The following is a 26959-nucleotide window of genomic DNA, read 5'->3' as shown; positions in this document are numbered from 1 at the left end:
CAATGAAGAGAGTATATAAGAATTATTTTACACTGCTATTTTGTGCGGGAATTGCCCTTACAGGATGTAAAAAAAATCTGGAAGAAACGCCACGTGCGATCTTTACGCCAGAGTATTTCAAAACACAAGCAGGGGTGCAGGGGGGGATTACTTCACTTTACGGCCACCTACGTTATATGTTTGGCAATGGTTATTTTCTGAATTCGAATGTAATCAGTACCGATGAAGCCACCTGGGGACAAAATTCTGATGGTAATGTTAAGAACCTTGATTTTTCTGGTGTAGGTAATATAGATCCCTCCTCCAGTAATACAGGGATTCTGTGGGGCGCAGCTTTTGGTGCCATTAACACAGCCAGTGGTGTTATTGAAAACGGTGAGGCCGTTGGTGTTTCCGAAGCCTTACTTGCAGAAGCAAGATTTTTCAGGGCATTCGATTATTTCTGGTTGGTGCAAACATTTGGTGGTGTACCACTGGATCTGGGTGGTGGTGAGTTAAAGTTTAACACCTCTACTGTAAGAACATCCGTTCGTAATACCGTACCTGAAGTCTATACTAAAGCAATTTTTGCCGACTTAAGGATTGCGGTAGACAAGTTGCCTGCTACCGGACGTGTGGTTGGTGGGGTAACTAAAACCGTTGCTCGCCTGTACCTGGCTAAGGCTTACCTTACCTATGGCTGGTGGTTGCAAAATCCAAACAACATTCCAACTTATCCAGCTGCGCAAAGAACTGATCCCGATGGTCATGATGCGGCTTGGTATTTTAACCAGGCATATACTATCGCTGCGGAGGCTATTGAAAGTCCAGGGGCAGCAGGTTTACAGCCTACATTTTATGATATCCATGTAGGTACTAACGACCGTAATAATGAAGTGATCTTGTACGCAGACCATACCCAATCAAGCAGCCTATACAATGGTGGAGATTTAGGCTATAGTGGCGGTGGTTTTGGTACCGACAGTTTTGCCCAATGGTTTTGGCAATGGAGTTATCCAAATATCAGGAGTAGCACTTCAGCAACAGCCTGGACGCCTTATAGCTCTGTACAACGTGCAGCAGAACAGCCTTTAGGTCGCCCATGGACCATGCTTGCTCCGCCTCATGGTGTATTTAAAAACACTTTTGCCGATAAAACCAATGATTCGCGTTACGATGGTACTTTTACAACCCGTTATCGCACAAACTTTAAACAAGCGGGTTTCAGTGGAGCAACTTTGTATAATGCTAACTTCCTACCTGTTGGTCCGAACGAGCCTGTATTAAGCTTTTTAAATGAAGATGTAGGTGGTGTAGATTATTCAAATACAACCTTTAACAGTACTGTAGGCGCAGGTGTATTGCCTGGAAGAGCAGACTTTGTGATTGAGCCTAGTAATTTCAGCAGAATTGCTTACCCTGCTAACTGGAAATTAGGACCTTATCGTACAGACAATAATGGTGGTTTAGGTTCGCCAAATGGTAGCCTTACCCGTCCGTTCCCAGTTGCTAAATTCTCTGAATTGTTTTTTATCGCAGCAGAGGCTGCAGCGAAGGGTGCTGCAACAAGAGGCATTAGCGGTACTTATGCAAACGACGGAACCGCAAGAGGTTTAGTTAATGTGATCCGTGCCCGTGCAGGTAAGTGGCGTTTTGACAATGCCAATAATGTGGCTAAAGTTCAGGATAACAGTGCGGCATTAATTGCAGCTACCCCAGCTTTAGTTGATGTTAATTACATCCTTGCAGAAAGATCACGTGAGTTTTTTGGTGAAGGTTACCGCTGGTTAGACCTGGTGCGTACACAGAAATTGATTGAGTTTAGCAGCAGTTTTACCATTGCCGGCAGTACGAATCCTAACAATTGGAATGACCATTCGGTTAAAACGTTTACACGTAACATCACGCCAAACCATTACCTGCGTCCGGTTCCAACCTCTCAGTTAGATGGTATGGACATGAGCGCAGCTGATAAACAAGCTTACCAAAACCCAGGATACTAAGTTTGTAGCCTGTAATTATTTATTAATGGTGAATTTATTAAGGAGAGACGGCTGTCTCTCCTTTTATAGTATAAAAAGCAGGGCGTTATTTTATACAAGTATTATTTCACATCACAAACAGCCTTAATATTGCTTATGAATTATTCAGTACTTCTTCATCAACCAAAAAAAAACTGCGTAAGCATTTTGTTGGTGCTTGTGGGATGCTTTCCATCCCTGGCACAGCAAAAAATTGCAGACAAGGGAAGGGAAAGGATAAATTTTAATGCCGGATGGTTGTTTATGCGCTATGAGGGCCAAGCCGATAGTTTAATTTATGATGAACGGCCTGTGGATTATAATCGCAAGGATGACATGGTAGCCGACAGCCGGCCGTCGCAATCTGGCTTTGAAGGCAGCTCTGAAAAAGTATTAAAAAAGTGGATCCTGCCTACGGCCAATGATTTCATTAAAGATACAAAAAATCATTATTTAAGGCCTACGGGCAATCCGGGGAGCGATTTTCCTCTTGTACAGAAAAACTTTGACGATAAAAAATGGGAACAGGTGAACCTCCCTCACGACTGGGCAATAAAAGGTCCGTTTTATAAGGAAGCCAACGCAATTGTTGGGGGTGGCATGGGGCGCTTGCCCATACAGGGCGTAGCCTGGTACCGTAAGAAAATGAACATTCCTGCTGCCGATCGGAATAAATCTGTTTACCTGGAACTGGATGGCGCCATGTCATATGCTATGGTCTGGTTAAATGGGAAACTGGTGGGGGGCTGGCCTTATGGTTACAATTCTTTCCGGCTTGACCTGACCCCATATCTAAATTTTGGAGGCGACAATCAAATTGCGATCAGAATAGATAATCCACCTAACTCGGCCAGGTGGTATCCAGGTGCGGGATTATACAGGAGCGTTTGGTTAACCAAGACCAATAAGGTGCAGGTAGCACAATGGGGTACCTCAATTACTACGACTAATGTATCCAAAGCTTCGGCTAACGTAGCCTTAGGCATAACAATTCAGAATAAAGGCTTGAAGGAAGAACAGGTAAAAGTGTTGACAGATATTTACAGCCTGAACGAAAAGTTTGAAAAAGTGAAAAAGGTGAGCAGTTTCCCCGTATCCACTATCAGATTGGGTAAACTGGCGAAACAGGTGGTTGAAACTCAGGTATCGATTAAACAACCTGCACTGTGGGGCCCGCTGCCTACTCAAAAACCAAATATGTATGTGGCGGTGACCCAAATATTTGTAGGTAATCGCCTTGTGGATAGTTATGATACGCCCTTTGGCATTAGAGATATACAATTTGATCCTGTAAAAGGAGTGATTGTTAATGGCGAAGCGGTGAGGATACAGGGGGTTAATCAGCATCATGACCTTGGTGCGCTTGGTGCAGCTTTTAATTACCGGGCGGCCGAAAGACAATTGGAAATGCTGAGGGAACTGGGAAGCAACGCCATTAGGTTTGCGCACAATCCTCCGGCACCTGAATTATTAGACCTGACAGATAAAATGGGTTTTCTGGTGATTAATGAAGTTTTTGACTGCTGGGCACAGGGGAAAACTCCTTTAGATTTTCACCTGATATTCCAGGATTGGCATGAAGCTGATGTCAGGTCATTTATTAGAAGAGATAAAAACCACCCATCAATTATCGCCTGGAGTTTCGGTAATGAGGTAGGGGAACAGTATACAGCAGCAGCTGGAGCCGCATTGTCCAAAAAGTTAAGTGACATTGCAAAAGACGAGGATCCAACAAGGGCGACTACGGCGTCTATGAATTATGCAAAACCAGATATGCCTTTCCCTGCAACGATGGACCTTATTTCATTGAATTACCAGGGGGAGGGTATCCGCGATGCGCCTGCATATGCCCATTTAAAAGGAATTAAAACTTCTCCTTTATATCCGGCTTTTCATCAGAAATTCCCAGAGAAACTGATTCTGAGCAGTGAAACTGCATCAGCTTTAAGCACACGCGGAACGTATATTTTTCCTGTTGTGGAAGGATCAAGTGCTCCGGTAAGTGATTCTACAGGTGGCGATCCAATAAAACAGCAAGTAAGTGCCTATGAGTTGTATACTGCGGCATTTGGTGCATCGCCAGACAAAGTTTTCGCTGCACAAGACAAACATCCCTTTGTGGGTGGTGAATTTGTATGGACCGGCTGGGACTATTTAGGCGAGCCTACCCCATATTATGGAGCACGCAGTTCCTATTCTGGTATTATTGACCTGGCAGGATTTAAAAAGGACAGGTTTTATTTGTATCAGGCACGCTGGCGACCAGCGCTTCGTTTTGCACATATCCTGCCACATTGGACCTGGGCTGATCGTGTAGGTAAGGTAACACCGGTTCATGTTTTTAGCGCTGCTGATGAGGCAGAACTTTTCCTGAATGGCAAATCTTTAGGTCGTAAAAAAAGGGGAACTTTTGAATACCGCTTCCGCTGGGATGAGGTGAAATATACACCTGGGGAATTGAAGGTGGTAAGTTATAAGGATGGGAAGCCATGGGCTACAGAAAGTGTGAAAACGGTGGGCGAAGCGGCCAAACTGCAATTGACTGCCGACCGGAATAAAATCCGTGCCGATGGAACAGACCTTTCATTTATCACCATAAAAGTTATGGATAAGGATGGGAATGTAGTACCGGAAGCTACGCATCACATCACTTTTTCTATTGCCGGCCCAGCGGAGTTAATTGTTACAGACAATGGTGATCCAGCTGATCTGGTGGCTTTTCCTGCTAAGGAGCGGAAAGCATTTAGCGGTTTGGCCTTAGCAATTGTGAGGTCAGTAGATAAACAGTCTGGCGAGATCATCGTGACCGCAAAAGCGGAAGGTATGACTGAGGCGAAAATAGTGTTAAGAAGTGAAAAATAGATAAGGTTTAAAGGCCTTGAAAGCCTTAAACCAGTAAATTACAATTTTGGTTAGTTGTATGATAGAGGCCGATCATTGAAAAATGATCGGCTCTCTTTTTTTAGGAGATATATGTTACCTCACCCTTGCTTCAAAAGGAGATGCAGGCAGGTGCTCCTGGTTATACAGGTTTGCAGTATCCGGGTGATGTGCCCAGGCATACCTTACCGAAACTGGGTGCGGGATATTATCATTCCACACGATCACCTTGTTACCTTTTATTTCTGCTTTAGCCCATTGGTATTTACCATCAGTGCCGGCAATGGCAAAATGTTTAAGCTCACCACCGTTTTTTGTTTTTAATCCCGATCCGGTATTTGTAAAACTGATCACCAGTTTATTCCCTTTCGCAATAACTTGTGTAAATAAGGGGCCACTGTGTATAATATTCTTGTTTCCATAAACCAACTGTTCCGCCTGTAGCGCCAGTCGTTTACCCACATCTTTTTTGTTCAAAGGGTGAATGTCATTCCACTCCCCTAAATCAAGGGCTACAACCATTGCCGTGTGGTCAACTTTTAACAACTGTAACTGCTGCATCCGTAATTCCGCCCAATTACTTTCTTCCGGTTGGGTATTACTTTCCATAAAACCTGGCAGTTGGACATAAAGGAAAGGAAGCTTTGGCTTGTTCCAAGCCTGGCGCCAATCTTTAATCAGTGTTGTCATCAGGTCTGCATATTCAATGGCCCTCCCGGTATTCGATTCACCCTGGTACCACATTACACCTTTTACCGAATAATTAACCAAAGGCGCAATCATCGAATTATATAAACCTACGGGTTTCCAGCGTACAAAGGTGGTGGAAGGGGTAATACCCATTTTTGCACCTAATTTATATTTCCAGGGGCCGCGCAGACTTAGTGTATCTGTTCCGGCAATTAGTTGATAAGGTTTATCTAACACGAAACCACCTTTGCCCGAATTATTGATCACTTTAATGGCAATGGTGTTTTTGCCTTTTTTTAAGGTTTCGCGAGCTAACAAATACCTTCTAGGTGGGTATTGGTAACTTGTAGAACCCACCAGCTGGCCATTGATAAACACCGAATCAGCGTCTACAATTCTTCCCAGCAGTAGTTTAACAGGTTTGCCGACCATGGAAGCAGGGATGTCAATGGTTTTTCTAAACCATACGGCACCATTTACATTTTTTAATTTTTGGTCATGCCAATAGCCTGGAATGTTCATTTCCTCCCAATCCTGATCGTTTAATACTGCCGCTTTCCAGTTTTCTTTTAATCCCTCATCCTGCTGGTTTAGGCTGTTGTACCATGCTTCAGCAGCAGATTTATCTTTTTGTTCAATGCTTGCAATTAGGCTGTCGTCTTTAAATTTCTGCAATTCCTGATCATATTCAGGGAAATTTTTGATTGCTTTTTCACTGATCCAGGCCTGTGCAGGCGATCCGCCAAGTGCGGTATTGATCAGACCTACAGCAACTTTGTTTTTTTTATGAATGTCCAGCGCGAAAAAATAAGCAACGCCCGAAAAGTTCAGGATATTTTCTGCTGTAGCAGATTTCCAGGTGCCTGAAGACACATCTTCCTGTGCTGCTTTGAAATTATACTCATCGGGAACCAGAAACTGCCTGATCTGTGGATAATTTGCGGCCTTAATTTCCTGAGGATATTCATCAATCAGTCTGTCTAAGGTGAGTTCCATGTTCGATTGGCCGCTGCAAATCCATACATCACCGAATAGGATGTCTTTTAGAATTACTTTATTACTCGCCGTGAAAGTCATTTCATAAGGGCCACCGGCCGCTTGGGGGGGTAATTTAATAGACCATTTCCCATGTTGATCGGCAGTAGTTTGATAAGTTTTATGTTTAAAAGAGAGTTTGATGTTTTCTTTCGGACTAGCCCATCCCCAAATGTTGGTGGTATCAGCTCTTTGCAAAACCATGCCGTTGCTGATTAGTTTTGGAAGTTTAATTTGCCCTACCGCAGGGCTAGACAACAGGAATAGGGCAGGGAGCAGGTATTTTTTATTGAAATCTATCATACAGAGAAATAAAGAATTTGGTTTCTCTAATTTATGAAAATAATGCAGTTATGCAATCGGTTGTAATGATGTTTTCTAGTGGTATGAGTACTTTTGCGGTAATCAGGCTTTCAAATAAAAGATGTTATGGTTTACAAATAGAACAGGCCCCATATCCACCTGAAATAGCTGCTTTTTTTGTTGTTTCAATTTTACTGCGACTTAGGTAACGGCATGTGCCAGTATGGTATTTATTACCTGTTTTTGTGGTGTAAACTGTAACTTCTTTTTTATCACTAAAGTATGTGTTAACGCAAGATGTACTAAATGCGGGAGTTGCAAAGAGACTTAAACCTATAAGTAAGGAAAGAATAAGATTTTTCATAGGAGATGCGTTATTTCATAAAAGTAATGTTTCTTGGGTTAAGAACAGGTGAATAGATCAAGATATTTACTTAATAGAAAATAGCCGTTTAACCCTTAATTGATTAGATTGGTTATTTTAGCTCCTTAAACCAATAATATTATGCAACCTATAAAAGAAGATGATTTCAAAGGTAAATCGATGGGCCTGCCTGAAATGGCGGTCTGCATTATGAATACCCAAGCCATGGTAGAAGAATCCATTAATATGCAAGCTAAAATATTGGCCAAATTGAATGGCACCACAGTTGATGAGGAGAAAGCCATAGCCTCAACACACATTGAAGCCAACTTTAAAGCGCTATTAAAGACCTTGTTGATCCGTGAAGAATAGCCGGTTTACTTGCTGTTTAATTCGTTAGTTGGACGTAACCCAATGTCTATGAGATGTTTCTTGCTACTCAAATTTAACTATTTAATTGTTAACTTAGGTCCTATGACTATCCGATCGTTATTACCACCTATCTTCCTCTTTATCATTTGTTTATATTTAGCTCCATTCGCATCTGCGCAGATCAGAACTGAAGCAGAACTCACGAACTGGAAATTTCAAAAGGGACCAAGTGATGTTGCTTCGGAAGTAGGATTTAATGATAAAAAATGGCAGACCGTTACTGTTCCTCACGACTGGGCAATCTATGGCCCATTTGACAAAGAGATTGATAAGCAGGTAGTGGCCATCACGCAGAATGGAGAGAAAGTGGCTAGTGAAAAAACCGGCAGAACAGGCGCCCTTCCTTATATTGGTGAGGGATGGTATCGCACTTCCTTTACACTCCCCAAATATAAAGCAGGGCAGAAGGTGCTTGTGGTCTTCGAAGGCGCCATGAGCGAACCTAAGGTGTTTCTTAATGGAAAGAAGGTTGGGGAATGGAATTATGGATATAACTATTTTTATTTTGACATCACCAATACCATCTTAGCCGGAAAGTCAAACCTATTGGCTGTTCAATTAAATAATAAAGGATTATCTTCTCGTTGGTATCCCGGAGCTGGATTGTATCGTAAGGTGCGCATTATTGTTAAAAATGAGGAGAGTGTAGACCAATGGGGGATTAATGTAACCACGCCGTTTATTTCTGCGGAAGTGGCTAAAGTGAACATTAAAACTAAAGTATCCGGGGAAAAGCTTCGCTTACAAACAATCATATTAAATGCATTGGGCGATACTGTGGCTTCTGACGAAACAAAGGCAGTATTTGGGAAGCAGTTTGAACAAAATATTGCAGTTTCAACACCACAATTGTGGAGCCCTGAAACACCCTATCTCTATAGGGCGGTGATTAGATTATACGAGGGTGATGTACTTAAGGATGAAACCACCACACGTTTTGGAATCCGTGAAATAAAATATGAGGCGAGTGTTGGTTTTAGCTTGAACGGAAAGGTTCGTAAATTTAAAGGTGTTTGTTTACATCATGACCTGGGCCCTTTAGGTACAGCCATCAATGTTGCAGCTTTACGCAGGCAATTGGTTATTTTAAAAGATATGGGTGTTGATGCCATCCGGAGCGCGCATAATATGCCTTCCATAGAACAATTGGAGCTCTGTGACGAGATGGGTTTTATGTTTTTAGCAGAAAGCTTTGATGAATGGGCTAAGCCCAAGGTGAAAAATGGCTACAATCGCTTCTTTGATACCGACGCGGAAAAAGATGTGGTCAATTTAATTCACGCTACACGTAATCACCCCAGTATTGTGATGTGGAGTTCGGGGAATGAAGTTCCTGACCAGTTTGGGGCTGAAGGTGTAAAACGTGCCAAATGGCTCCAGGATATTTTTCATCGGGAAGATCCGACACGGCCGGTAACTGTTGGTATGGATCAGGTAAAGGCCACCATGGCCTCGGGTTTCGGCGCATTATTAGATGTGCCTGGTCTTAATTACAGAACGCATTTATACGAGGATGCCTATAAAGCCTTCCCTCAAGGCATGATATTGGGTTCAGAAACAGCCTCCACGGTAAGCTCCAGAGGGGTTTATAAATTTCCGGTCGTAAAAGGCGTGGAAAAGCAATACCCAGATTTCCAATCCTCCTCTTATGATTTAGAATATTGCAGTTGGTCTAACCTTCCGGAAGACGATTTTATACTGGAAGATACCAAACCTTGGGTAATTGGGCAGTTTGTGTGGACAGGCTTCGACTATTTAGGTGAACCCACGCCATACGATGATAAATGGCCCGCCAGAAGCTCTTACTTTGGCATGGTAGACTTAGCTGGCATACCTAAAGACAGGTTTTACCTTTACCGCAGTAAATGGAATACCAATTCAGAAACATTACATATACTTCCGCATTGGAACTGGGAGGGTAGAGAAGGTCAAATTACGCCTGTGTTTGTATATACCAATTACGATAGTGCAGAGCTTTTCATTAATGGGAAGAGCATGGGCGTAAAAAAGAAGACTGATGAATCGGCCCAAAGCAAATACCGGTTAATGTGGATGGATGTAAAATATACACCAGGTACTTTAAAAGTAGTTGCGTTTGATAAAAATGGAAATAAAGCTTCGGAGAAAACTGTAGTAACCGCTGGAAAGCCCCATAAACTTGTGCTCGACCCTGATTGTACGGTCATTAAAGCCGATGGTAAGGATCTTTCTTTTGTTACGGTTTCTGTAGTAGATGAAAAAGGAAATCCATGCCCAAATGTAAATGACCAATTAAAATTTAATGTAACCGGGAAAGGAACCTTTCGTGCTGTGTGTAATGGAGACGCCACTTCCTTGGAGCAGTTTCATTTGCCAACCATGAAGCTGTTTAATGGTAAACTGGTGGTCCTGGTGCAGTCTGGAACTGCCGCTGGAGATATCAATTTGTCTGTAAGCGGCAAAGGGTTTAAAACCGAACGTGTGTTATTACAGGCCCAATAAATACCTATTATTTTAAATGAAAAACCCCTGCAAAATACGAACCTTAGGCATAGTTATACCACTTTCATCAGAAATGAAGTCTCTATCATAGTTATGATTTTAAAATATTAACGATTTCCGTAAATCTTTTGGACTGCGCATGTTGGAGTGGTGTTTTACCATCGTGGTCTGGAATATCCAATTTAGCGCCAGCATCTTTGAGAATCTGCACAATCTGCTGGTATTTTTTACTTCCGTCGCCAAGGACGATGGCTTCCATTAAAGCGGTCCATCCCAAACGGTTAATATGATCGATTGGATAGTTTTTAGTGTTTGCCAGCAAGTGGACCGTTTCTACGTGTCCACGCTCACAAGCCGGTATTAGTGCCGATCCGCTGTAGCGATTGAAAACATCAAAACGTGCATCATTATCTAAAAACAACTTGACCAATTCTGTTTGTCCACTTGCCCCAGCATACAGAAATGGGCTGTCTTGGTTACTTGCTTGCTGGTTGACATCTGCTTTATATTTCACCAACAGTTTCGCCATTTCTGCATGTCCGTTATTGGTTGCAATAAGCAATAGCGAACGTTTATTATTGTCTGTGCTATTGACGTTAGCACCGTTTTTTAAAGCCGTTTCAACAGCGGACAGGTTATTTTTATTGACTAATGCTATCAGCTCTTTGTCTTCTTTCATTATATCAGCATTAAACGCTTCGGCTTGCGGAGCGGAATGGCAGGCACTTGTCGTTATAAATAACGGCAATAGAAGGGTGATTAATTTCATCTTATTAGATTTCTTAATAAACAATATTTCCGTTATGGATCAGCGAACGTATCGGCGACATTCTGGAGACAGCTTCCGCAGAACAACTGGCATCGACCAATACAATATTTGCCACATCGCCTGTTTTTGGCCATTGTTGCACACCTTTATCATCTAATGGAATAGCCCCAGCAGTAGCCAATTTGAGCATTCGAGATAATCCGAATTCGCTTACTTGTCCATACAATTGTGTAGCGAGATTAGCTTTTTGCAAGACACTTCCCGTTCCGAAGGTGTTCCAATGATCGACAATGCTATCGTTTCCAGTCATTACAATGACGCCAGCTTTCAATAAAGTAGGAATAGGCATGATGGTATTGCCAAATGGAATTGTAGAAACAATACCGACCTTTGCTGCTGCCAGTTTTTCTGCCATTTCATCTTGTTTGGATTTTTCCAATCTTGCTAATGCAAAAGCATGACTGATGAAGGTTTTTCCGTTTAGTTGAGAATTTTCATTGACTTTATCGATCAGGTATTCAAAGGTTTTTATTCCCGATTCACCCGATTCGTGCAAATGAATATCAATCCCTTTATTATTATCTAAGGCAAGTTGCACCGTAAAATCTATTGTTTTTTCAATAGCGCCATCAATCGTAAAAGGATCCAAGCCACCAATAAAATCAATATCCATTTTTGCAGCTTCTCTTAGATAGGGAACCGAGTCAGTATAAAAAACACCATGTTGAGGAAAGGCTACCAGTTCTGCCCTAAAACCTTGCTTTTTATTGACCAAAGCCGCCTGTAAATTTTTTAGTGATTGTAGTTTTGCCGTTGGATCAATATTCACATGACTACGGGCAAAGGAAGTTCCGTGCGATTGCAGAAGTTCTATTAATTTTTCGGCCTTATAGGTAGAATTTTCCAATATTCCAGGTAGTATTTGCTGTTCCAAAGCAATCATACCTTTCACGCCACCTGTCCGTCTTCTTACTGCCTGCCATTTGTCCCCATAAAATGTTTTATCCAGATGAATATGCATATCCCGAAACGCAGGAAGCATTAATAACCCTTTGGCATCAATAGCTTGCGCGTTTGGGTTATTAGGCAAGGTTTTTTGTATTTTTCCGTCGCTGATTTCTATGCAGAACAATGCTGTTTTAGTACGGATAATTTCTTCACCATCGCACTCAAAGCCGATTTCCAGTCTGACATTTTTCAACGTATAAGACTTGGATTTATCATTACGCAGAGAATTTTCTCCAATTTCGGCAGCGGTTGCCGAATTTAAAAATCCTGAACCGATCGTTACTCCGGCAATTCCTAAAGCTGAGTTTTTTAGAAAGTCCTTACGTGATATAGCTGAATTTTTCATACTTTAACATGGTGTATTGTTCTATACAAACTTACCTATAACACCAACAAGGATACTGAAGAATTTATTCCGAAGCTTGTAGAATTTATAACTGCCCTCGAAAATCAGTAGGTGTCATGCCGGCTTGGACTTTAAAGAAATTTGAAAAATAGGAATGATCCATGAAACCTAGTTCATAAGCAATTTCCTTGACTGAAAGCGCGGTAGATTTTAGCAAACGTTTTGCCTCCAGAATGGTTCGTTGCTGAATCAATTGTGTTGCGGAAACTTTTAGGTGCTTTTTACAGCGTATGTTCAGATAATTGGCGGAAATATGCAATTTTTCGGCATAAAAAGAAACCCTCTTTTCTTCCTTAAAATGGGTGTTGATCAGTTGCTGGAACGTTACAATCCTTGGTTCTACCTGATAAATTTCGGGATTTTCAAAAACCTTTATAGCTTCCTTGCTTACAATAGAAGCAATAACTGCTGCACGTGAACTCATCAATTCATGGAGCGGATTTTCAGATTCAAGTTCGTTTTTAATCGCATCAAATTCATAATGGATTAATTGAAATGATTCAGGACTTAATTCGATTATTGGGTGCTTTTGGTATGCAGCAAAAGAGAACCGAAAACGGGGGTAAAAACGTTCAAAAAAATCGCGGTCTATCATTAATTGATAGCCAGTTGTGTTAGGTTCTATGTTCCATGTATGTACTTGTCCGGGAAACAACAAATGTACTTGCTTGTTCCCGATGGTATAATCAATAAAGTCGATATTGTGAATGCCTTTTGCCTGATCAAAAAGTATGATGATGAAAAAATCGTGCTGATGCGGTTTTTCGATATGTCGTTCTCCATGCAGCTCATTGAACAAAACCTGATTTCTGACCTTCAACCGATTTTTGCTGAATTCCTGTAAGCCGAGGATCGGAAAATGTTTGTTTTTTTCAGTTCGGACCATATTTAACTTATCATCATGTGAAGTTAACCATACAAACCAAGATATGGCGGTATGATCCTATTTAGATTGATATTTATTTGAGTTTGTTGATATGATGTAAAACAGAAAACTCGCAAAATTAGACTGACCCCAAAAAGCTGGACTAATTTACGCAATGTTTTTAAGGGAATGAGTTCGGTAATTCACCGTACTAATTCCTACTAAAATTGCCCCGAAAAGTGTCTAACTTTTGGGGCATGTCTATAACGATTTGTTAAAGGGGTGTTTATATACCAGCCAAATGCAGATTTAAATGTTATTCTGATGTTAAGCTAAATAACTTACAAAAAATTTAATAAAGACATTGTTTAAAATATCAACAAAAAAAGCACCTACCATAGGCACAATTAAAAATGCTTTATGTGAAGGTCCGTATTTATCGGTGATGGCTTGCATATTGGCAACGGCTGTTGGGGTTGCACCCAACCCAAAACCACAATGCCCAGCGCTCAATACAATGGCGTCATAATCGCTTCCCATTACCCTAAAAGTGATAAACATGGCAAATAAAATCATTAATATGGTTTGCAACACGAGCACAATTAATACTTGAGAGGCCAAACCCTGTAATTGCCATAATTGTAAGGACATTAAAGCTACGGTCAAAAACAGGTATAAACCGGTATTACCCAGAACATCTACAGCATGGTCATTAACAATGTAGTCAGATACTCGGGTAATGGTGTTGCGAATAATAACACCGATAAACAGACACCAAACAAAATTAGGTAGTTCCAGCCATGTTCCTTTTAAATAGTCATATAGTAATGTTCCTAATGCTAAACAAATGGCTAACATGGTTAGGGTTTCAATCATATTCCTAACATTGATTCTTCTATTGGAAGTCGGATTTTCGAACATTTCTACAGGTTGTTCATGTTCCAAGATTACTTTTGATGGCTGTATATTCTTTTTTTTCAATAGTGCTTTTGCAACTGGGCCTCCAATGATACCACCCATCACTAAGCCATAGGTAGCACACGCCATGGCTAATTCCATCGCACCACTTATTTGAAACGTTTCCGTAAGATTTTCTGCCCATGCAGCACCTGTTCCATGTCCTCCTGTTAGTGTTATAGAACCTGCAATAAGGCCATAGCTGGGGTCTAAACCTACTAATGAAGCTATGGATATTCCAAAAATATTCTGAATCATGATGAATGCACCGGTCAACATAATAAATATGCCTAAGGGTTTTCCTCCTTTTTTTAGCTTTTCGAAATCAGCACTTAACCCAATGGAGGCAAAGAAGACGAGCATCATCGCTGATTGAAGCGAGCCTTCAAAGGAGAGACTTATGCCCATGGTGTAATTTAATATATAGAGGATAATGGCAATGAAGAAGCCACCAACTACGGGTTCGGGAATGTTGTAGTTTCTGAAAAAACTTACTTTTTTAACGATAAAAAATCCTAAAAGTAAGACCAGGCATGCAAACGCTAATGTTTCAAATAATCCAAATGTCATCATAGTTTCGTAATAGGTTTTGACTTAAATTAAAATGGAAAGGTAAGCATAAAATTTGAAGACACGTTTTTGGAGAATCTCCGTGTTTCAAAAAGCTTAAAAACAACAAAACCCACTGATAGTCAGTAGGTTTTACATCGTTGCTGCGGAGAGAGAGGGATTCGAACCCTCGGTACCGTTGCCAGTACGACAGTTTAGCAAACTGTTCCTTTCGGCCACTCAGGCATCTCTCCATTTCCACTCATTTACTTGCGGTGAGGGAGTGCAAATATAGCAATTCATTGATATTTGCAAAAGAAAATTACACAGTTTGTAGATAATCTATTCGGACATGATAAATGCTCATCAGCATCGTCTTGAATATCAGCTTTATAGTTTCTAAATCTTTTAACGTTAAATCGCAGTTGTCTAACTGATTTTGTTCTAATTTGTAGTTAATGATGCGTTCTACCAGGTCATTTATGTTCTGAGCGTCCGGATTTTTAAGACTTCTTGATGCCGCTTCCACCGAATCTGCCAACATTAAAACCCCTGTTTCCTTAGAAAATGGAATAGGACCGGGGTAACGGAAAATGTTCTCATCAACAAACTTTTCAGGTGAGTTCTTTAAAAATGATTGATAGAAGTAATCTACCCGTGTATTGCCATGGTGCGTTCTAATGAAGTCGATCACACTTTCGGGCAATTGGTGCCGGCGGGTAATTTCTATGCCTTTAAGTACATGTTTGATGATGATCTGTGCACTTTGCTCGTATGGCAGCTTGTCGTGCGGACTTACAGCTGTATTTTGGTTTTCAATGAAGTACTGTGGGTTTTCAATTTTACCAATATCATGGTAAAGTGCACCGGCACGAACCAACAGGGAGTTTCCGCCAATTTTAAAAATAGCTGCTTCGGCAAGGTTAGCTACCTGCAACGAGTGCTGGAAAGTACCCGGCGCCTTAAATGCCAATTCGCGCAGTAACTTATTATTCGTATTGGTTAACTCAATCAGTGCCACATCCGAAGTGATCCCAAACATCCGCTCAAAAGCGTAAATTAAGGGGTAAGCCAATAAAGAGAGCAATACACTTACTATAAAAGGAACAAAGTTTACCCATTCAATTTCATTTAGGGAACCTTCACGTAATAAGCCGATACCTAGAAAACATATAAAATACGAACTGAGAATAAATAAAGCCGACAAGAGCAACTGCTCCCTTTTTATAAGGTTCCTGATGCTGTAAATGGCTACCATACCTGCTGTGATTTGGTAATACACAAATTCAAAACTGTTGGGTACAAAAAAACCAGCCACCAGAATAACCAGCAGGTGGAGGTAGAGTGCAAGTCGGGTGTCAAATAATATCCTAATGATAATCGGAACAATGGTAAAAGGGATATAATACAGCGTAGGGAGGTTTAACTTAATGGCCCAGGTTAAGGCAAGCAGCATAATCGTGATCACCAGGAGCAATAAGGAAAGCTGTCTGTTGTCAGCGAAAATGTCCTTCCTAAACATGTATAAAAACACCATCAGCAGACTCAAATTAAATCCAACCAGTAATATCTGGCCGATGTACACCAGGGTACTATCGCCAATGGTTTTTGTTTGCGCTTCGTAAGTAGACCTGAAGGAATGTAGTTTCTGGTAGGCTTCATCATCTATCACACTGTTTTTTGCAATGATCAGTTCTCCTTTTTGTACCATGCCATGTGTGGTCGATAAACTGTTCACCGTGTTGTTTTGCACAATGGTAGTCATGCGTTCATCAAAAAGAATATTGGGTTGCAGGTGATTTTCAATCAAACCAATCACCGCATCTTTATAAGCAAGGTCTGTAGCTTTAAAGTTATCTTTTACATAGTCAAGCGCAGTTTGCACGGTATAAAGGTCCTGCGAATTCACCGTTTTTGTGATATTGTCTTCCAATAAGGAAATATCGTAGGGTTTCTTTTCTTTCAGGTGTTTTAAATCCGGCGCTATAATGCCCTTTTTATAAACCGAGGTCAGCATTTTGTGTGCAGCCGTTTTATAGTTCTGGCGGTCATTTTCCGGGAAGGTACTGGTCTTCCACCTCACATCAAATTCATTTAAAAATGCCTCTTCTATGGCATTAAACATATCCGTTTCATAACGATAAATGGGCAATACATTTTGCAGGGCCTCTTGTTTATCGGTTACCACCTGAGGGTTGGTTTTTAGAATCGCAAAGCTAAATGGCGAGATCAGGTCCTTGTTTAACCACACTTTGCCTTTTTCAAATTCATACCTGAACCTTGGCTGTTTGGGTAAAAAGAAGGTGATGATCAATACGGTAAGTACCATCATAATATACTTGATATTTGATGAGTACTTTCGGTAAAGCACTTTGTGGGAATTCTGTTTAATCTTAGCCAAAATAAGGGGGATTGATTTATGTCAAAATTAACATTATTTCAGCAATAACAGTATAGGAATAAAGTGACCGACGATGATCGCATCCCGATCCCGTCAGCCAGCCCCCTGATTATTTTTTTATCAGCTTGTCCTCTTCAGTATCTTCATCTTCCCGGTCATTTCCCAGGTCGGTATCCTGTGCATTTCCGGTTAAAGAATCATCATTTTTAGTGTCCATATCGGCTTTATTACTGGTTTCATCAGCATGTAACTGGTTATTTTCATCATTTTGTTGATTTAAATTTTCAGTTTGTGGTAACCCTTCACTGCTTCTTTTATCAGTATTGCTATTAAACGCTGGCTTGGTAATGTTTTGCGGATTATTAACGTCATATCCCTCATTATCAGGTGATTTGAATTTACTCTTGTTTTCTTCGTTACTCATGATGATTGGTTTATTTTAACTTTTTAATTAAACAAACTCAAGAATTTATAGTTTTATAAGATATAAAATATAAAAACAAGCGTTTCTAACAACGTTAATCATTTGTTTGAAAACCAATAATTATTATCTTTAAACCCATAATACATTTAAAAACGAACAAAATCCCATGGAAAAATTTTCAAAATTAAAAGAACTACTTGCCGGAGTTGAGGCAGATGCTGAGAAATTTTATAACTCAGGAAATGGTGCTGCAGGAACAAGAGTACGTAAGGCAATGCAGGATTTAAAAACTTTAGCTCAAGATATCCGTACGGAAGTAACTGAGAAAAAAAATAGTGCGAAATAATAACTACCCGCATTAATCAAAAGGTCTGCTTCGGCAGGCCTTTTTTTATTTTCGCTGTTTAGCAATTACACCAAAAGAATCACGTTATACAATAGTTTTAAATACTTTACTTAAAGTCATAAAAAAGTAATAGATTGACAGCTAATTCCTTACTTAGATTATTTTCTTATCTTTGTATAAGCATTACATTAAATAGGTTAAACAAAACTTATTATTTTTAGCACGAACCTAAATAGATACCTATGAGAAAATACATTTTAGGAATTTCCGGAACCATGGCTATTGCTGTCGCTTTAACGATTAGTAGCTGGACGTCTACAGATAAAACAGTGAACATTACTAAACCAATTGCGGTTGCTGAACTTACAGAAGATTTATATAATTCACACATCAGAGATATATATGTAACCGCACAGCTTGCAAACCGCGGTTTATCACTTTCAGTCTTTGAAAAAGCAGTAACCGGTTTTTATAACCTGAAAAGCACAGGGAAGGTAGCGGAAGGTAAATCAATTTTAAGTATTGCAGATTTTGACCAGAACAGTACCAAAAAACGTTTATGGATTATTGACCTGGATAAAAAAGAGCTCTTGTTAAACACTTGGGTAGCTCATGGACAAAATAGTGGTGCAGACATCGCATCGAAGTTTTCGAACGTGAACAACTCTTTCCAAAGTAGCGTGGGTTTTTATGTGACCGGCGAAATATATACTGGACAACATGGAAGGTCATTACGCCTTGATGGTATGGATGAAGGATTTAATTCAAATGCCCGTCAACGTGCAATTGTGGTACATGGAGCCGACTATGTAAGTCAAGGTACAATCAATGCCTTAGGTAGGCTTGGACGTAGCCAGGGTTGTCCTGCAGTAGCTTCTGCATTAGCAGGTACAGTGATTAATACCATTGGTGGTAAAACTGTCTTGTTTATAAACTCAAGTCAGGAATCTTATTCCTCTAAATACTTGAACCTACACCAGGCAGCTTTACTTGCTGTAAATGACTTAGAAACAGAAAAAACCTTAGTTACGCCAACGCGCAGCTAAGGTTCTTCCATATATTATCGATCCCGTTGAATTAATCAACGGGATTTTTTTATGCTGTTTTATTTAGCTTTTGCAAGTAGGAGTAAAGCACTACATCTAATCCGTAGATGTCATCTCTAAACTGCAAGGTGCCATTAGCATCAACCCAGGTGGTGAAATAGGTTAAGTAAACTGGAATCTGTGTAGGTAAGGCAATGTCTTTTGCTTCCTGATTCTCTGTTTTAGCCATCTCGGTTTTGATCACCTCATACTGTTTGCTGTTGCCAAACAAGGCTTGTGCTAGTTCCAATGGTTTCTCTACACGTACGCAACCATGACTTACCGCCCTCACTTTCTTGTCGAAAGCTGCTTTAGCCGGGGTATCATGCAGGTATACTGCTACATCATTTTTGAAAAGGAATTTAATTTTTCCTAATGAGTTATCATCTCCTGGGCGTTGTTTAAACAAATAGTTTTTTCCTGTGGCAGGGTCCGACCAGTCAATTAATTCTGTGTCTTCAATTATTTGACCGTCTTTAAACACGTCAATATTGTTGTTTGATAAATAATAACGATCTGCGGCAGCATGTTTTCTAATTTCATTGGTCACAATACTTTCCGGAATATTCCAAACCGGGTTAACCTGCACACTGTGAATCATACTTCCTAACTGTGGAGTTTCGCGACTAAACGGTCGGTCTTTCTTTAATCCGGTTTCATCATATTCTTTCAATTCGTCGCTTGCATTTAACTTACGGCCTTCACCTACACAAACTTTCATGTCAAGAATTGACTTTCCATTGTCCATTACATTCAGCGTAAAGTCGGGAATGTTAACCACAACATACTTCTTGTTATCTTCCCTGTTTTTCCAGCGAAATCTTTCCAGGTTAACTTGTAACATGCGGAGGGTTTCTTCTTGTGTCATCCCTGGAGCAACTACATTACTGGCTAAACCTTTTTGCAAAGCCAGGTATTGCGGACTTTTAGGTTGTATGCTATCCAGGTAGTTTTTCAAATCTTTAACCGCAAACACCCGCATCATCGATGCACTATCTGGTCTTTCCGTTTCAGTATAGTATGTTGCATAGATTTTTCGGGGACTAATCATGCCATATTGCAATGCATTGCTGTAGTCAATTAAAGAATTTGCAGTAAGCAACTCTAACTCAGCAATAGTTTTGTAAGCATCTTCTACAGATTTAATTGCTTTTTTGTCATAAACTTTTTCAACCAATCCAGCTAAGGTCGTCGCGCTAAACAATTGCGGGTCCAGACCATGGGCATTTGCCTGGCTCAGGTAAGTAGACAAGGTCTTTAACTGTTCGCCAGGTAGGTGGCTTGTCACCAATACCGGATCAAAATCATTGCTTTCATAGAAAGCGGTAATCAGTTTTGGGTTTCTTAGTGTAGATTTCTTTTCTTCCAGAGTCTGTTTGAACACCGCGATGAATGCATCCGTTTCAATGTTTTTAAAAACTTTATTCTTTGTTTCTTTGAATAAAACCTGCCCTATATCTGAGCGGCTTTTCTTGCAGGATGATAAGGTAGCAAGGGCTATAAATAAGTAAATTATTTTGTTCATGATACATGTATAATAAAATTCATGCCCCTTTTCTAAATCCAGATATTTCATTGTGTTTTTACCTAATAAAATACGAATGTTAACACTTATCCACAATAAAATTTGTAAACTTTCTTGTATGCTTGTGCTAATGAATTAGTTAGAAAAAAGACAAAATTTTCCTACTCAATGTTAGTAAAATTTGTGATCTTCGCATCCCCAACCACGGGGATATCCTGAACGCTCGGGAAATAATAACCTATAAAACTAAAGAACTATATGATGAACACTTGTACACAAGTATGGAATAACTGTCTTCAAATTATTAAGGATAATATCCCTGCCCAGAGCTTTAAAACCTGGTTTGAGCCTATTACGCCGTTGAAATTGGAGGATAAAGTTCTGACGATACAAGTGCCTAGTTTGTTCTTTTATGAGTGGTTAGAAGAACATTACGTAAGCTTACTTCGCCGTACACTTAAGCTACAGTTGGGTGATGAAGGACGTTTGGAATATAACATCGTTGTTGATAAAAGTTCAAATGGTGTTTTGCCTTATACCACCAAGATGCCATCAAGTGGAAATGGCTCTGATAACCGTAAGCAAAGCATGAATGTACCGGTTAACATTAACCGTGATATTAAGAACCCATTTGTGATCCCTGGATTGAAAAAGATACAGGTAGATCCTCAATTAAATCCCAATTATACTTTCGAGAATTATGTGGAAGGTGACAGCAATCGACTGGCACGTTCTGCGGGGCACGCAGTGGCTGCAAAACCGGGTGAAACATCCTTCAACCCTTTAATGATTTATGGCCCGTCAGGGATGGGCAAAACCCACCTGGCTCAAGCTATCGGAAATCAAATCAGACAAACACTTCCAGATAAACTGGTGATTTATGTTTCTTGTGAGAAATTCTGTCAGCAGTTTGTGGAATCCCTAAAAAACAACACGATTAATGATTTCGTGAACTTTTACCAGGCCATGGATGTAATCATTATGGATGATGTGCATAACTTTGCCGGTAAGGAGAAAACACAGGATATTTTCTTCCACGTGTTTAATCACCTGCACCAATCGGGTAAACAGATTATCATAACGTCAGATAAAGCACCTAAAGATTTATCAGGGCTGGAAGAACGTTTATTAAGTCGTTTCAAATGGGGACTTTCAGCAGATCTGTCGTTACCGGACTTACAGACGCGTATCGCCATTCTGAAAAAGAAAATGTATGTTGATGGTATTGATTTACCAGATGAGGTAGTGGAATACGTTGCACATAACATCAATAACAACGTGAGGGAGTTAGAAGGGGCCATGGTTTCTCTATTGGCTCAATCGACCTTGAATAAAAAGGAAATTGATCTTCCCCTGGCTAAAGCCATGATGAAGAACTTTATCAAAAATACCAATAAAGAGGTTTCTATGGATATTATTCAGAAACTGGTTTGTGAGTATTTTGAGGTTCCTATGGACTTGCTTAAAGCATCTACCCGTAAACGTGAAGTGGTACAGGCCCGTCAAATCTCTATGTATTTGTCCAAAGCCATGACCAGATCATCGTTAAAAACAATAGGCGCCTTTTTTGGCGGCAGGGATCACTCTACCGTTATTTACGCTTGTCAGACGGTTGAAGACTTAATCCAAACCGATAAAAAGTTCAGAACTTACGTGAACGACATTGAGAAGAAACTAAAAATGGGCTAATTACTTCTTTCTGGAAGCGAAAATGGCACCAGTCACCAGCGCATCTTCAGCAAGACCCAAAGTCACATCAGGCACATTTGTTTTTAGCTTGATCTCTTTTCTCAGTTTATACATTGCATAAGAAGATACTATAGCCGTAAGGCCACCCACTAAAGCTCCTGTTAAGGGGCTTTTTTTGGCTAAAGTGTAAATAACAGCACCAGATATGGCACCCATTACCGCCCTGCCTGTTAATGGTGCCGGTGCTACGCGGTCTGGTGTTTCCGGTAATTTATCGCCTACAAATTCTCCTGCAGCAAGTCCATGTATGGTTTTTGATACGATAGGGTTGGCTAGAAAACGCAAAGGCTTTGAAAGTGGCAATATTGCCCTATGCTGGTGGATCAGATTACTGGTAAAGGCCAAAGCCGATACACTTCTCATGCCCGATATCCAACCGGCTGCAAGGGTTTTTAATATATAATGGTCGTTCAACTTGATGGCTGGTTTAATCTTCATATGATTTAAATTTATAACCCTAGCGGGTTTATGTGCTCTTGAACAACAATAGGACGCTATTTTAGTTCTAAAAAAAAAACGTCACCTGGAAATTTTCCAGCTGACGTTTTTTGTAACAAAAAATATGGATTGTTATTTTTTAGAAATCTTAAATAATTTACCACCATCAGTAACGGCATACAAGGCGCCATCTTGTCCTGGTGCAAGTCCACGGAAACGTTCACCCTTATCTTTCAATAAGCGTTCTTCGCCAACTACTTTGTCGTCTTTAATCACCAAACGTGCAATGTGAGTACCACTCAAAGCACCAACAAACAGGTTGCCTTTCCATTCTGGAATAACGTCGCTGTTATAAAATGCAATTCCCGACGGCGAAATGCTTGGATCCCAGTAATACACCGGTTGTTCCATGCCTTCTTTTTGCTGAATGGCATCACCAATTTTTTCACCACTATATTCTAAACCGTAAGTAATAATTGGCCAGCCATAGTTTTTACCTGCACGGATGATGTTAATTTCATCACCTCCGCGTGGTCCGAACTCTGCTTCCCATAGGTCACCGGTACTTGGATTCCAGGCCAGTCCCTGTGGATTACGTATACCATAAGCATAAACTTCTGGCTTCGCCTTGGCATTACTAGCGAATGGCCCATTGGCTACTGCTTTACCCTCTTTGGTGATGTGAACAATCTTTCCAAGGGTAGCATCAAGATCCTGTGCCTTAACACGGGTTTCTTTTGTAGAACGTTCGCCGATACTTACGAACAAATTCCCTTCTTTGTCAAACACAATACGTGATCCGTAATGCAGGTATCCTTTAAACCTTGGTGATGCCCGGTAAATCACTACCGGATTCTCCATCGTGTTATCATTGGCAGACAGTTTACCTTTAGCAATAGCTGTAACCGTACCTTCATTAGTTTCTTCAGAATAACTCCAGTAAACCATGCGGTTAGATGCAAACTGTGGATCAATGTTTACATCGAGCAATCCACCCTGGCCTTCAGCAGTTACTTTTGGCAAACCTGCTATATTTTTAACGGTAGCACCATCGGCCGAAACTAATACCAGTGTGCCTGCTTTCTGCGTAACCAGGAAACGACCATCAGGTAAAGGGCAAATGGCCCAGGGATTTTTCAGCGTACTATTTAAGACCTCGATGGACAATGCTGTATTTGTTTTTACACCAGGGGCACGTGTTTGTCCTTCTAACGCCGCTTTGTATTCTGTATTTGGGGCGTTAGTTTCCACTGGAGGCAGTTTGGTTGTATCCGATGCTGCGCTATCTGTCTGTTCTGCAGACCCTGAAAGGCCAGTATCACTATTACATGCGGCAGTTGCAGACAGGAAGGTCATTCCAATGACCATTGTTTTGTAACTTATAGATCTCATAGAAATTATCAAGTTTATTTATACTAAAATGTATTCGTAATTAAAGATAAAGGATTAATAAGCGTTTTGCAAATGAATAAAATCTAAAAATGGCCATCTGTAAAACCGGCTGGCAGTAATAGCTGTTATGGAAAGGAAACTAAAAAAGATCATTATGCAAAATCTAAATCAAAGACCAGAAGACGAAGAAGAAGAAATTCAAAACATTGAACAGTTCCAGGTTAAACGTTCACAGCTACCAGATGAGAACGACGATGAAAATGGCGAAGAGGAAGAAGAAGTGGATGTAGAGGAGGATGTAGAAGATGACCAGGATGAGGGTGATGACGAAGATGTGGACGATATCGGCGGCGACCTTGCCGGAAATGCTTCAGGAAATGAAGATGACCTGAGTACTTACGATGACGACGATGATGAAGACGTTGATATTGATGAAGATGATGACGAGGACGAAGTTGACCGTTAGTACCCTTGAATAACATCTGGATTTGGGGCGTTTAATCACGCCCCAAATTTTTAATTCATCAGCATTCAGTCTTGATTATGGTCTGCTACGTTGTGTATGTCCCCAGGGGCCAGGGCTGTCTTGCAACCAGAACTCTAGTTTTCCACCTTCCATGATCTGCTCGTAAGTGATGTATTTCTTTTCGTAAAATTTTCCGTTTAAAAATACTTTCTCCATGTAAACAGCTTCTGGGGAGCGCTTATGGGTAACAATTTCAAAAGTCTTTTCCCCTTGTAATTTCATTTTTACCTGATCAAATAATGGAGAAGTAAGCTGGTATTCATTGGAAACCGGGTTTACCGGATAAAAACCCAAGGAAGCAAACACATACCAGGCACTCATCTGGCCAGCATCATCATTGCCACTCAAGCCTCCCGGGCCGTCGCTGTATTCGTTTTTAATAATTTCCCTCACTGCCTTTTGGGTCTTAAAAGGTGACGCTGTATAATTGTATAGAAAGGGAATCTGGTGGCCAGGTTCATTGCCATGCCAGTACTCATTTTTGTGAAATAAACTGTCCAATGCATTTTCAAAAGGCTTCGTGCCGCCCATTAAACGGGCAAGTCCTGGTATGTCATGTGGTACATAAAAGGTGTAGTGCCGCGGTGTGCCTTCGGTAATATAGGCTTCTCTTTTATCGGCATTAAAGGAGGGATCCCAGCTGCCATCTTCATTTCTTCCGCGTACCATACCTACCGAAGGATCAAATACATTTACATAGTTAAGTGCACGCTTGGTCAGTAATTTAAAGTCTGCATCCTTATTCATTCCTTTAGCCATGACCGACAGCGCATAATCATCAAATGCGTATTCTAAAGTTCTACTCACCTGCTCTTTTGTATGGTAAGCATCAGGTACGCTATCCTGCATTGGTATATAACCATATTTCAAATATGTGGTTAAAGCTCGTCTTCCCATGCCATTTTTGTAATCCTTATCGTCAGGCGTTTGAAAGGCATTTTTACGCATCAGCTGATAGGCTGCTTCCGTATCATACTGGCGGATGCCTTTGTGATACGCTGAAGCAATAAAAGCGGTTACATGGTCGCCAATCATTGCTGCGGTATAATTGTTCCAACATGGAAAAATGGGTAACCATCCACCTTGCTGTCCTTTCAAAATCAAAGATTGAACAAAGGCATTCACCTTTTCGGGCTTTAGAATTTCCATCAGCGGCAGTTGCGCTCGGTAGGTGTCCCACATGGAAAAGTCGTCATAATATTGACCGTCTGCCATCTTTTTTAACTGGTTGTTGCTCGCAAAAGCCGGATAAGTGTGGTCTACATCACTAAACAACCTGGGGTGTTGCATCGCATGGTACATGGCGGTATAGAAGATTCGTTTGTCCTTTTCATTGGTCGTTTGTACTGTAACCTGCGATAATGAAGTTTCCCAATTTTGCTCCGCCAGCTTTCGGATATCGTCGAAACTGCTTGTCCCAATTTCGGCTGCCAGGTTGTTCCTTGCGCCTTCCATGCTGCAAAAGGAGGTACCAATGCTTAGGCGCAATTGTTCTCCTTTTTTCATCTTAAAACCTACGTAAGCACCAGCTTGTTTTTTGTTTAACACCTCATTTGCGGCAAACACCTCAGCGCCGCTAAAAGTCCCGCTGGTACCGATGGCTTTTTCTATCCGGATAAAAAACCAGCCTTTAAATCCGGCTGATTCCCCTTTTCCCTGGTAAAGCCGGTGTGCAGGATTGTACCCCCAGACGACGCCATTTTTCACATCTATTCTTACATATCCTTTTCCCTGATCACTATTTGGCGTCACCAGCAAATAGAGACTATCGGCAGCTGCAGCTGTAAATTGCATAAAGCCTGATCGGGCCGTAGCCGTCATTTCTACCTGTAGTTTTTGTTGAGGTAAAAGGAGTTTATAATAAGCAGGACTGGTTGTTTCCTGGTCATGTGAAAATGGAAGGGCGTAATCACTGGCTTTGGTCTTTAATTTACCTACGACCGGCATGATCGTGAAACTGCCATAATCCTGCGTGCAGGAACCACTTAACCAATGGGTGCCGCGGAAGCCGCTCAGCATCGTGTCTTTATAGAAGTAGGGTGGTATACATTTATTTTCTGTCTGCTGTGTTTGCGGCGTCCATTGTGTCATGGCAAAAGGTAATCCAACCGCTGGAATGGTGTTTGCGTTTTTCTCTGATCCGGCCTCGCTGTGTTTTAATGCCGCGCCGGTGGTTGAGCCCGCTGTTCCAGATAGCGGTTGTACATAGGGTAACAAACTTTGCGCGTGCGCACCTGTGCAAAAGAAAGCCAAACAAATAAGGTGTATAATTGAATTCTTACAAGAACTTAATTTTGCTAAACGTTTATTTGTTAGGTTGTAATACATGTAGCA

At 40.8% G+C, this 26959-nt stretch carries 20 protein-coding genes and 1 tRNA gene; 8 read left to right on the top strand and 13 right to left on the bottom strand.

Going from position 1 to position 26959, the window contains the following annotated elements:
- The first annotated feature begins 2 nt into the window (after positions 1-2).
- Both IWX76_RS11945 and galB read left to right on the top strand, forming a co-directional pair.
- Complete coding sequence (locus IWX76_RS11945) at positions 3-1982, top strand: RagB/SusD family nutrient uptake outer membrane protein (protein ID WP_196860166.1); 1980 nt, start codon at positions 3-5, stop codon at positions 1980-1982.
- A gap of 135 nt (positions 1983-2117) precedes the next feature.
- On the top strand, positions 2118-4862 hold the full coding sequence (gene galB / locus IWX76_RS11940; RefSeq protein ID WP_196860165.1) for a beta-galactosidase GalB: 2745 nt from the start codon (positions 2118-2120) through the stop codon (positions 4860-4862).
- A gap of 114 nt (positions 4863-4976) precedes the next feature.
- On the opposite strand, the gene IWX76_RS11935 is transcribed toward galB, so the two are convergent.
- Both IWX76_RS11935 and IWX76_RS11930 read right to left on the bottom strand, forming a co-directional pair.
- A complete protein-coding gene (locus IWX76_RS11935; RefSeq protein WP_196860164.1) occupies positions 4977-6908 on the bottom strand; it encodes a sialate O-acetylesterase in 1932 nt (643 codons plus the stop codon).
- A 124-nt stretch (positions 6909-7032) separates the two neighbouring features.
- The gene (locus tag IWX76_RS11930; RefSeq protein WP_196860163.1) at positions 7033-7272 is read right to left on the bottom strand and encodes a hypothetical protein; all 240 of its coding nucleotides are present in this window, start codon (positions 7270-7272) and stop codon (positions 7033-7035) included.
- A 141-nt stretch (positions 7273-7413) separates the two neighbouring features.
- Here IWX76_RS11930 and IWX76_RS11925 point away from each other — a divergent pair, with 141 nt between their 5' ends.
- Positions 7414-7644, top strand: a complete 231-nt coding sequence (locus tag IWX76_RS11925) for a hypothetical protein (RefSeq protein ID WP_196860162.1) — start codon at positions 7414-7416, stop codon at positions 7642-7644.
- Positions 7645-7746: 102 nt separating this feature from the next.
- Positions 7747-10185 carry a DUF4982 domain-containing protein gene (locus tag IWX76_RS11920; protein WP_196860161.1) on the top strand — a complete coding sequence of 813 codons (2439 nt, stop codon included), beginning with the start codon at positions 7747-7749 and terminating at the stop codon, positions 10183-10185.
- 91 nt (positions 10186-10276) lie between these two features.
- On the opposite strand, the gene IWX76_RS11915 is transcribed toward IWX76_RS11920, so the two are convergent.
- The 7 genes from IWX76_RS11915 to IWX76_RS11885 all read right to left on the bottom strand — a co-directional run bounded on the left by IWX76_RS11915 (position 10277) and on the right by IWX76_RS11885 (position 17564).
- Positions 10277-10864 (bottom strand): ankyrin repeat domain-containing protein, encoded by a 588-nt coding sequence (locus IWX76_RS11915; RefSeq protein ID WP_334641837.1) that lies wholly within the window; start codon positions 10862-10864, stop codon positions 10277-10279.
- Between the two features lie 103 nt (positions 10865-10967).
- Positions 10968-12308, bottom strand: a complete 1341-nt coding sequence (locus IWX76_RS11910) for an amidohydrolase (protein WP_196860159.1) — start codon at positions 12306-12308, stop codon at positions 10968-10970.
- Between the two features lie 85 nt (positions 12309-12393).
- Entirely contained in the window at positions 12394-13254 is an 861-nt protein-coding gene (locus IWX76_RS11905; protein ID WP_196860158.1) for a helix-turn-helix domain-containing protein, read from the bottom strand.
- 306 nt (positions 13255-13560) lie between these two features.
- Positions 13561-14763, bottom strand: coding sequence for a sodium/glutamate symporter (gene gltS, locus IWX76_RS11900; protein WP_196860157.1), 1203 nt, complete (start codon positions 14761-14763; stop codon positions 13561-13563).
- A gap of 143 nt (positions 14764-14906) precedes the next feature.
- Positions 14907-14993, bottom strand: a tRNA-Ser gene (locus IWX76_RS11895).
- Positions 14994-15061: 68 nt separating this feature from the next.
- Entirely contained in the window at positions 15062-17068 is a 2007-nt protein-coding gene (locus IWX76_RS11890) for an HD family phosphohydrolase (protein WP_196860790.1), read from the bottom strand.
- Between the two features lie 181 nt (positions 17069-17249).
- Positions 17250-17564 (bottom strand): hypothetical protein, encoded by a 315-nt coding sequence (locus IWX76_RS11885; RefSeq protein ID WP_196860156.1) that lies wholly within the window; start codon positions 17562-17564, stop codon positions 17250-17252.
- Between the two features lie 166 nt (positions 17565-17730).
- On the opposite strand from IWX76_RS11885, the gene IWX76_RS11880 reads away from it, so the two are divergent.
- Complete coding sequence (locus IWX76_RS11880; RefSeq protein ID WP_196860155.1) at positions 17731-17910, top strand: histone H1; 180 nt, start codon at positions 17731-17733, stop codon at positions 17908-17910.
- Between the two features lie 242 nt (positions 17911-18152).
- Positions 18153-18956, top strand: coding sequence for a murein L,D-transpeptidase catalytic domain family protein (locus tag IWX76_RS11875; RefSeq protein ID WP_196860154.1), 804 nt, complete (start codon positions 18153-18155; stop codon positions 18954-18956).
- 49 nt (positions 18957-19005) lie between these two features.
- On the opposite strand, the gene IWX76_RS11870 is transcribed toward IWX76_RS11875, so the two are convergent.
- On the bottom strand, positions 19006-20520 hold the full coding sequence (locus IWX76_RS11870; RefSeq protein ID WP_196860153.1) for a L,D-transpeptidase family protein: 1515 nt from the start codon (positions 20518-20520) through the stop codon (positions 19006-19008).
- 258 nt (positions 20521-20778) lie between these two features.
- Here IWX76_RS11870 and dnaA point away from each other — a divergent pair, with 258 nt between their 5' ends.
- Positions 20779-22209, top strand: coding sequence for a chromosomal replication initiator protein DnaA (dnaA, locus tag IWX76_RS11865; protein WP_196860152.1), 1431 nt, complete (start codon positions 20779-20781; stop codon positions 22207-22209).
- Here the strand turns inward: dnaA and IWX76_RS11860 are convergent, their stop codons facing one another.
- On the bottom strand, positions 22210-22707 hold the full coding sequence (locus IWX76_RS11860) for a DUF4126 family protein (RefSeq protein WP_196860151.1): 498 nt from the start codon (positions 22705-22707) through the stop codon (positions 22210-22212).
- A 132-nt stretch (positions 22708-22839) separates the two neighbouring features.
- A complete protein-coding gene (locus IWX76_RS11855) occupies positions 22840-24099 on the bottom strand; it encodes a PQQ-dependent sugar dehydrogenase (RefSeq protein ID WP_334641831.1) in 1260 nt (419 codons plus the stop codon).
- A gap of 154 nt (positions 24100-24253) precedes the next feature.
- On the opposite strand from IWX76_RS11855, the gene IWX76_RS11850 reads away from it, so the two are divergent.
- Positions 24254-24565 carry a hypothetical protein gene (locus IWX76_RS11850; RefSeq protein ID WP_196860150.1) on the top strand — a complete coding sequence of 104 codons (312 nt, stop codon included), beginning with the start codon at positions 24254-24256 and terminating at the stop codon, positions 24563-24565.
- A 75-nt stretch (positions 24566-24640) separates the two neighbouring features.
- On the opposite strand, the gene IWX76_RS11845 is transcribed toward IWX76_RS11850, so the two are convergent.
- Positions 24641-26953: a GH92 family glycosyl hydrolase gene (locus tag IWX76_RS11845; RefSeq protein ID WP_196860149.1), complete on the bottom strand. Its 2313-nt coding sequence runs from the start codon at positions 26951-26953 to the stop codon at positions 24641-24643.
- Between the last annotated feature and the right edge of the window lie 6 nt (positions 26954-26959).

Origin of the sequence: Pedobacter sp. CAN_A7 (assembly GCF_015752175.1) — a bacterium.
GTDB lineage: Bacteria > Bacteroidota > Bacteroidia > Sphingobacteriales > Sphingobacteriaceae > Pedobacter.
The sequence above is the reverse complement of the archived record's forward strand: the minus strand, read 5'-3'. Positions and strand labels throughout refer to the sequence as shown.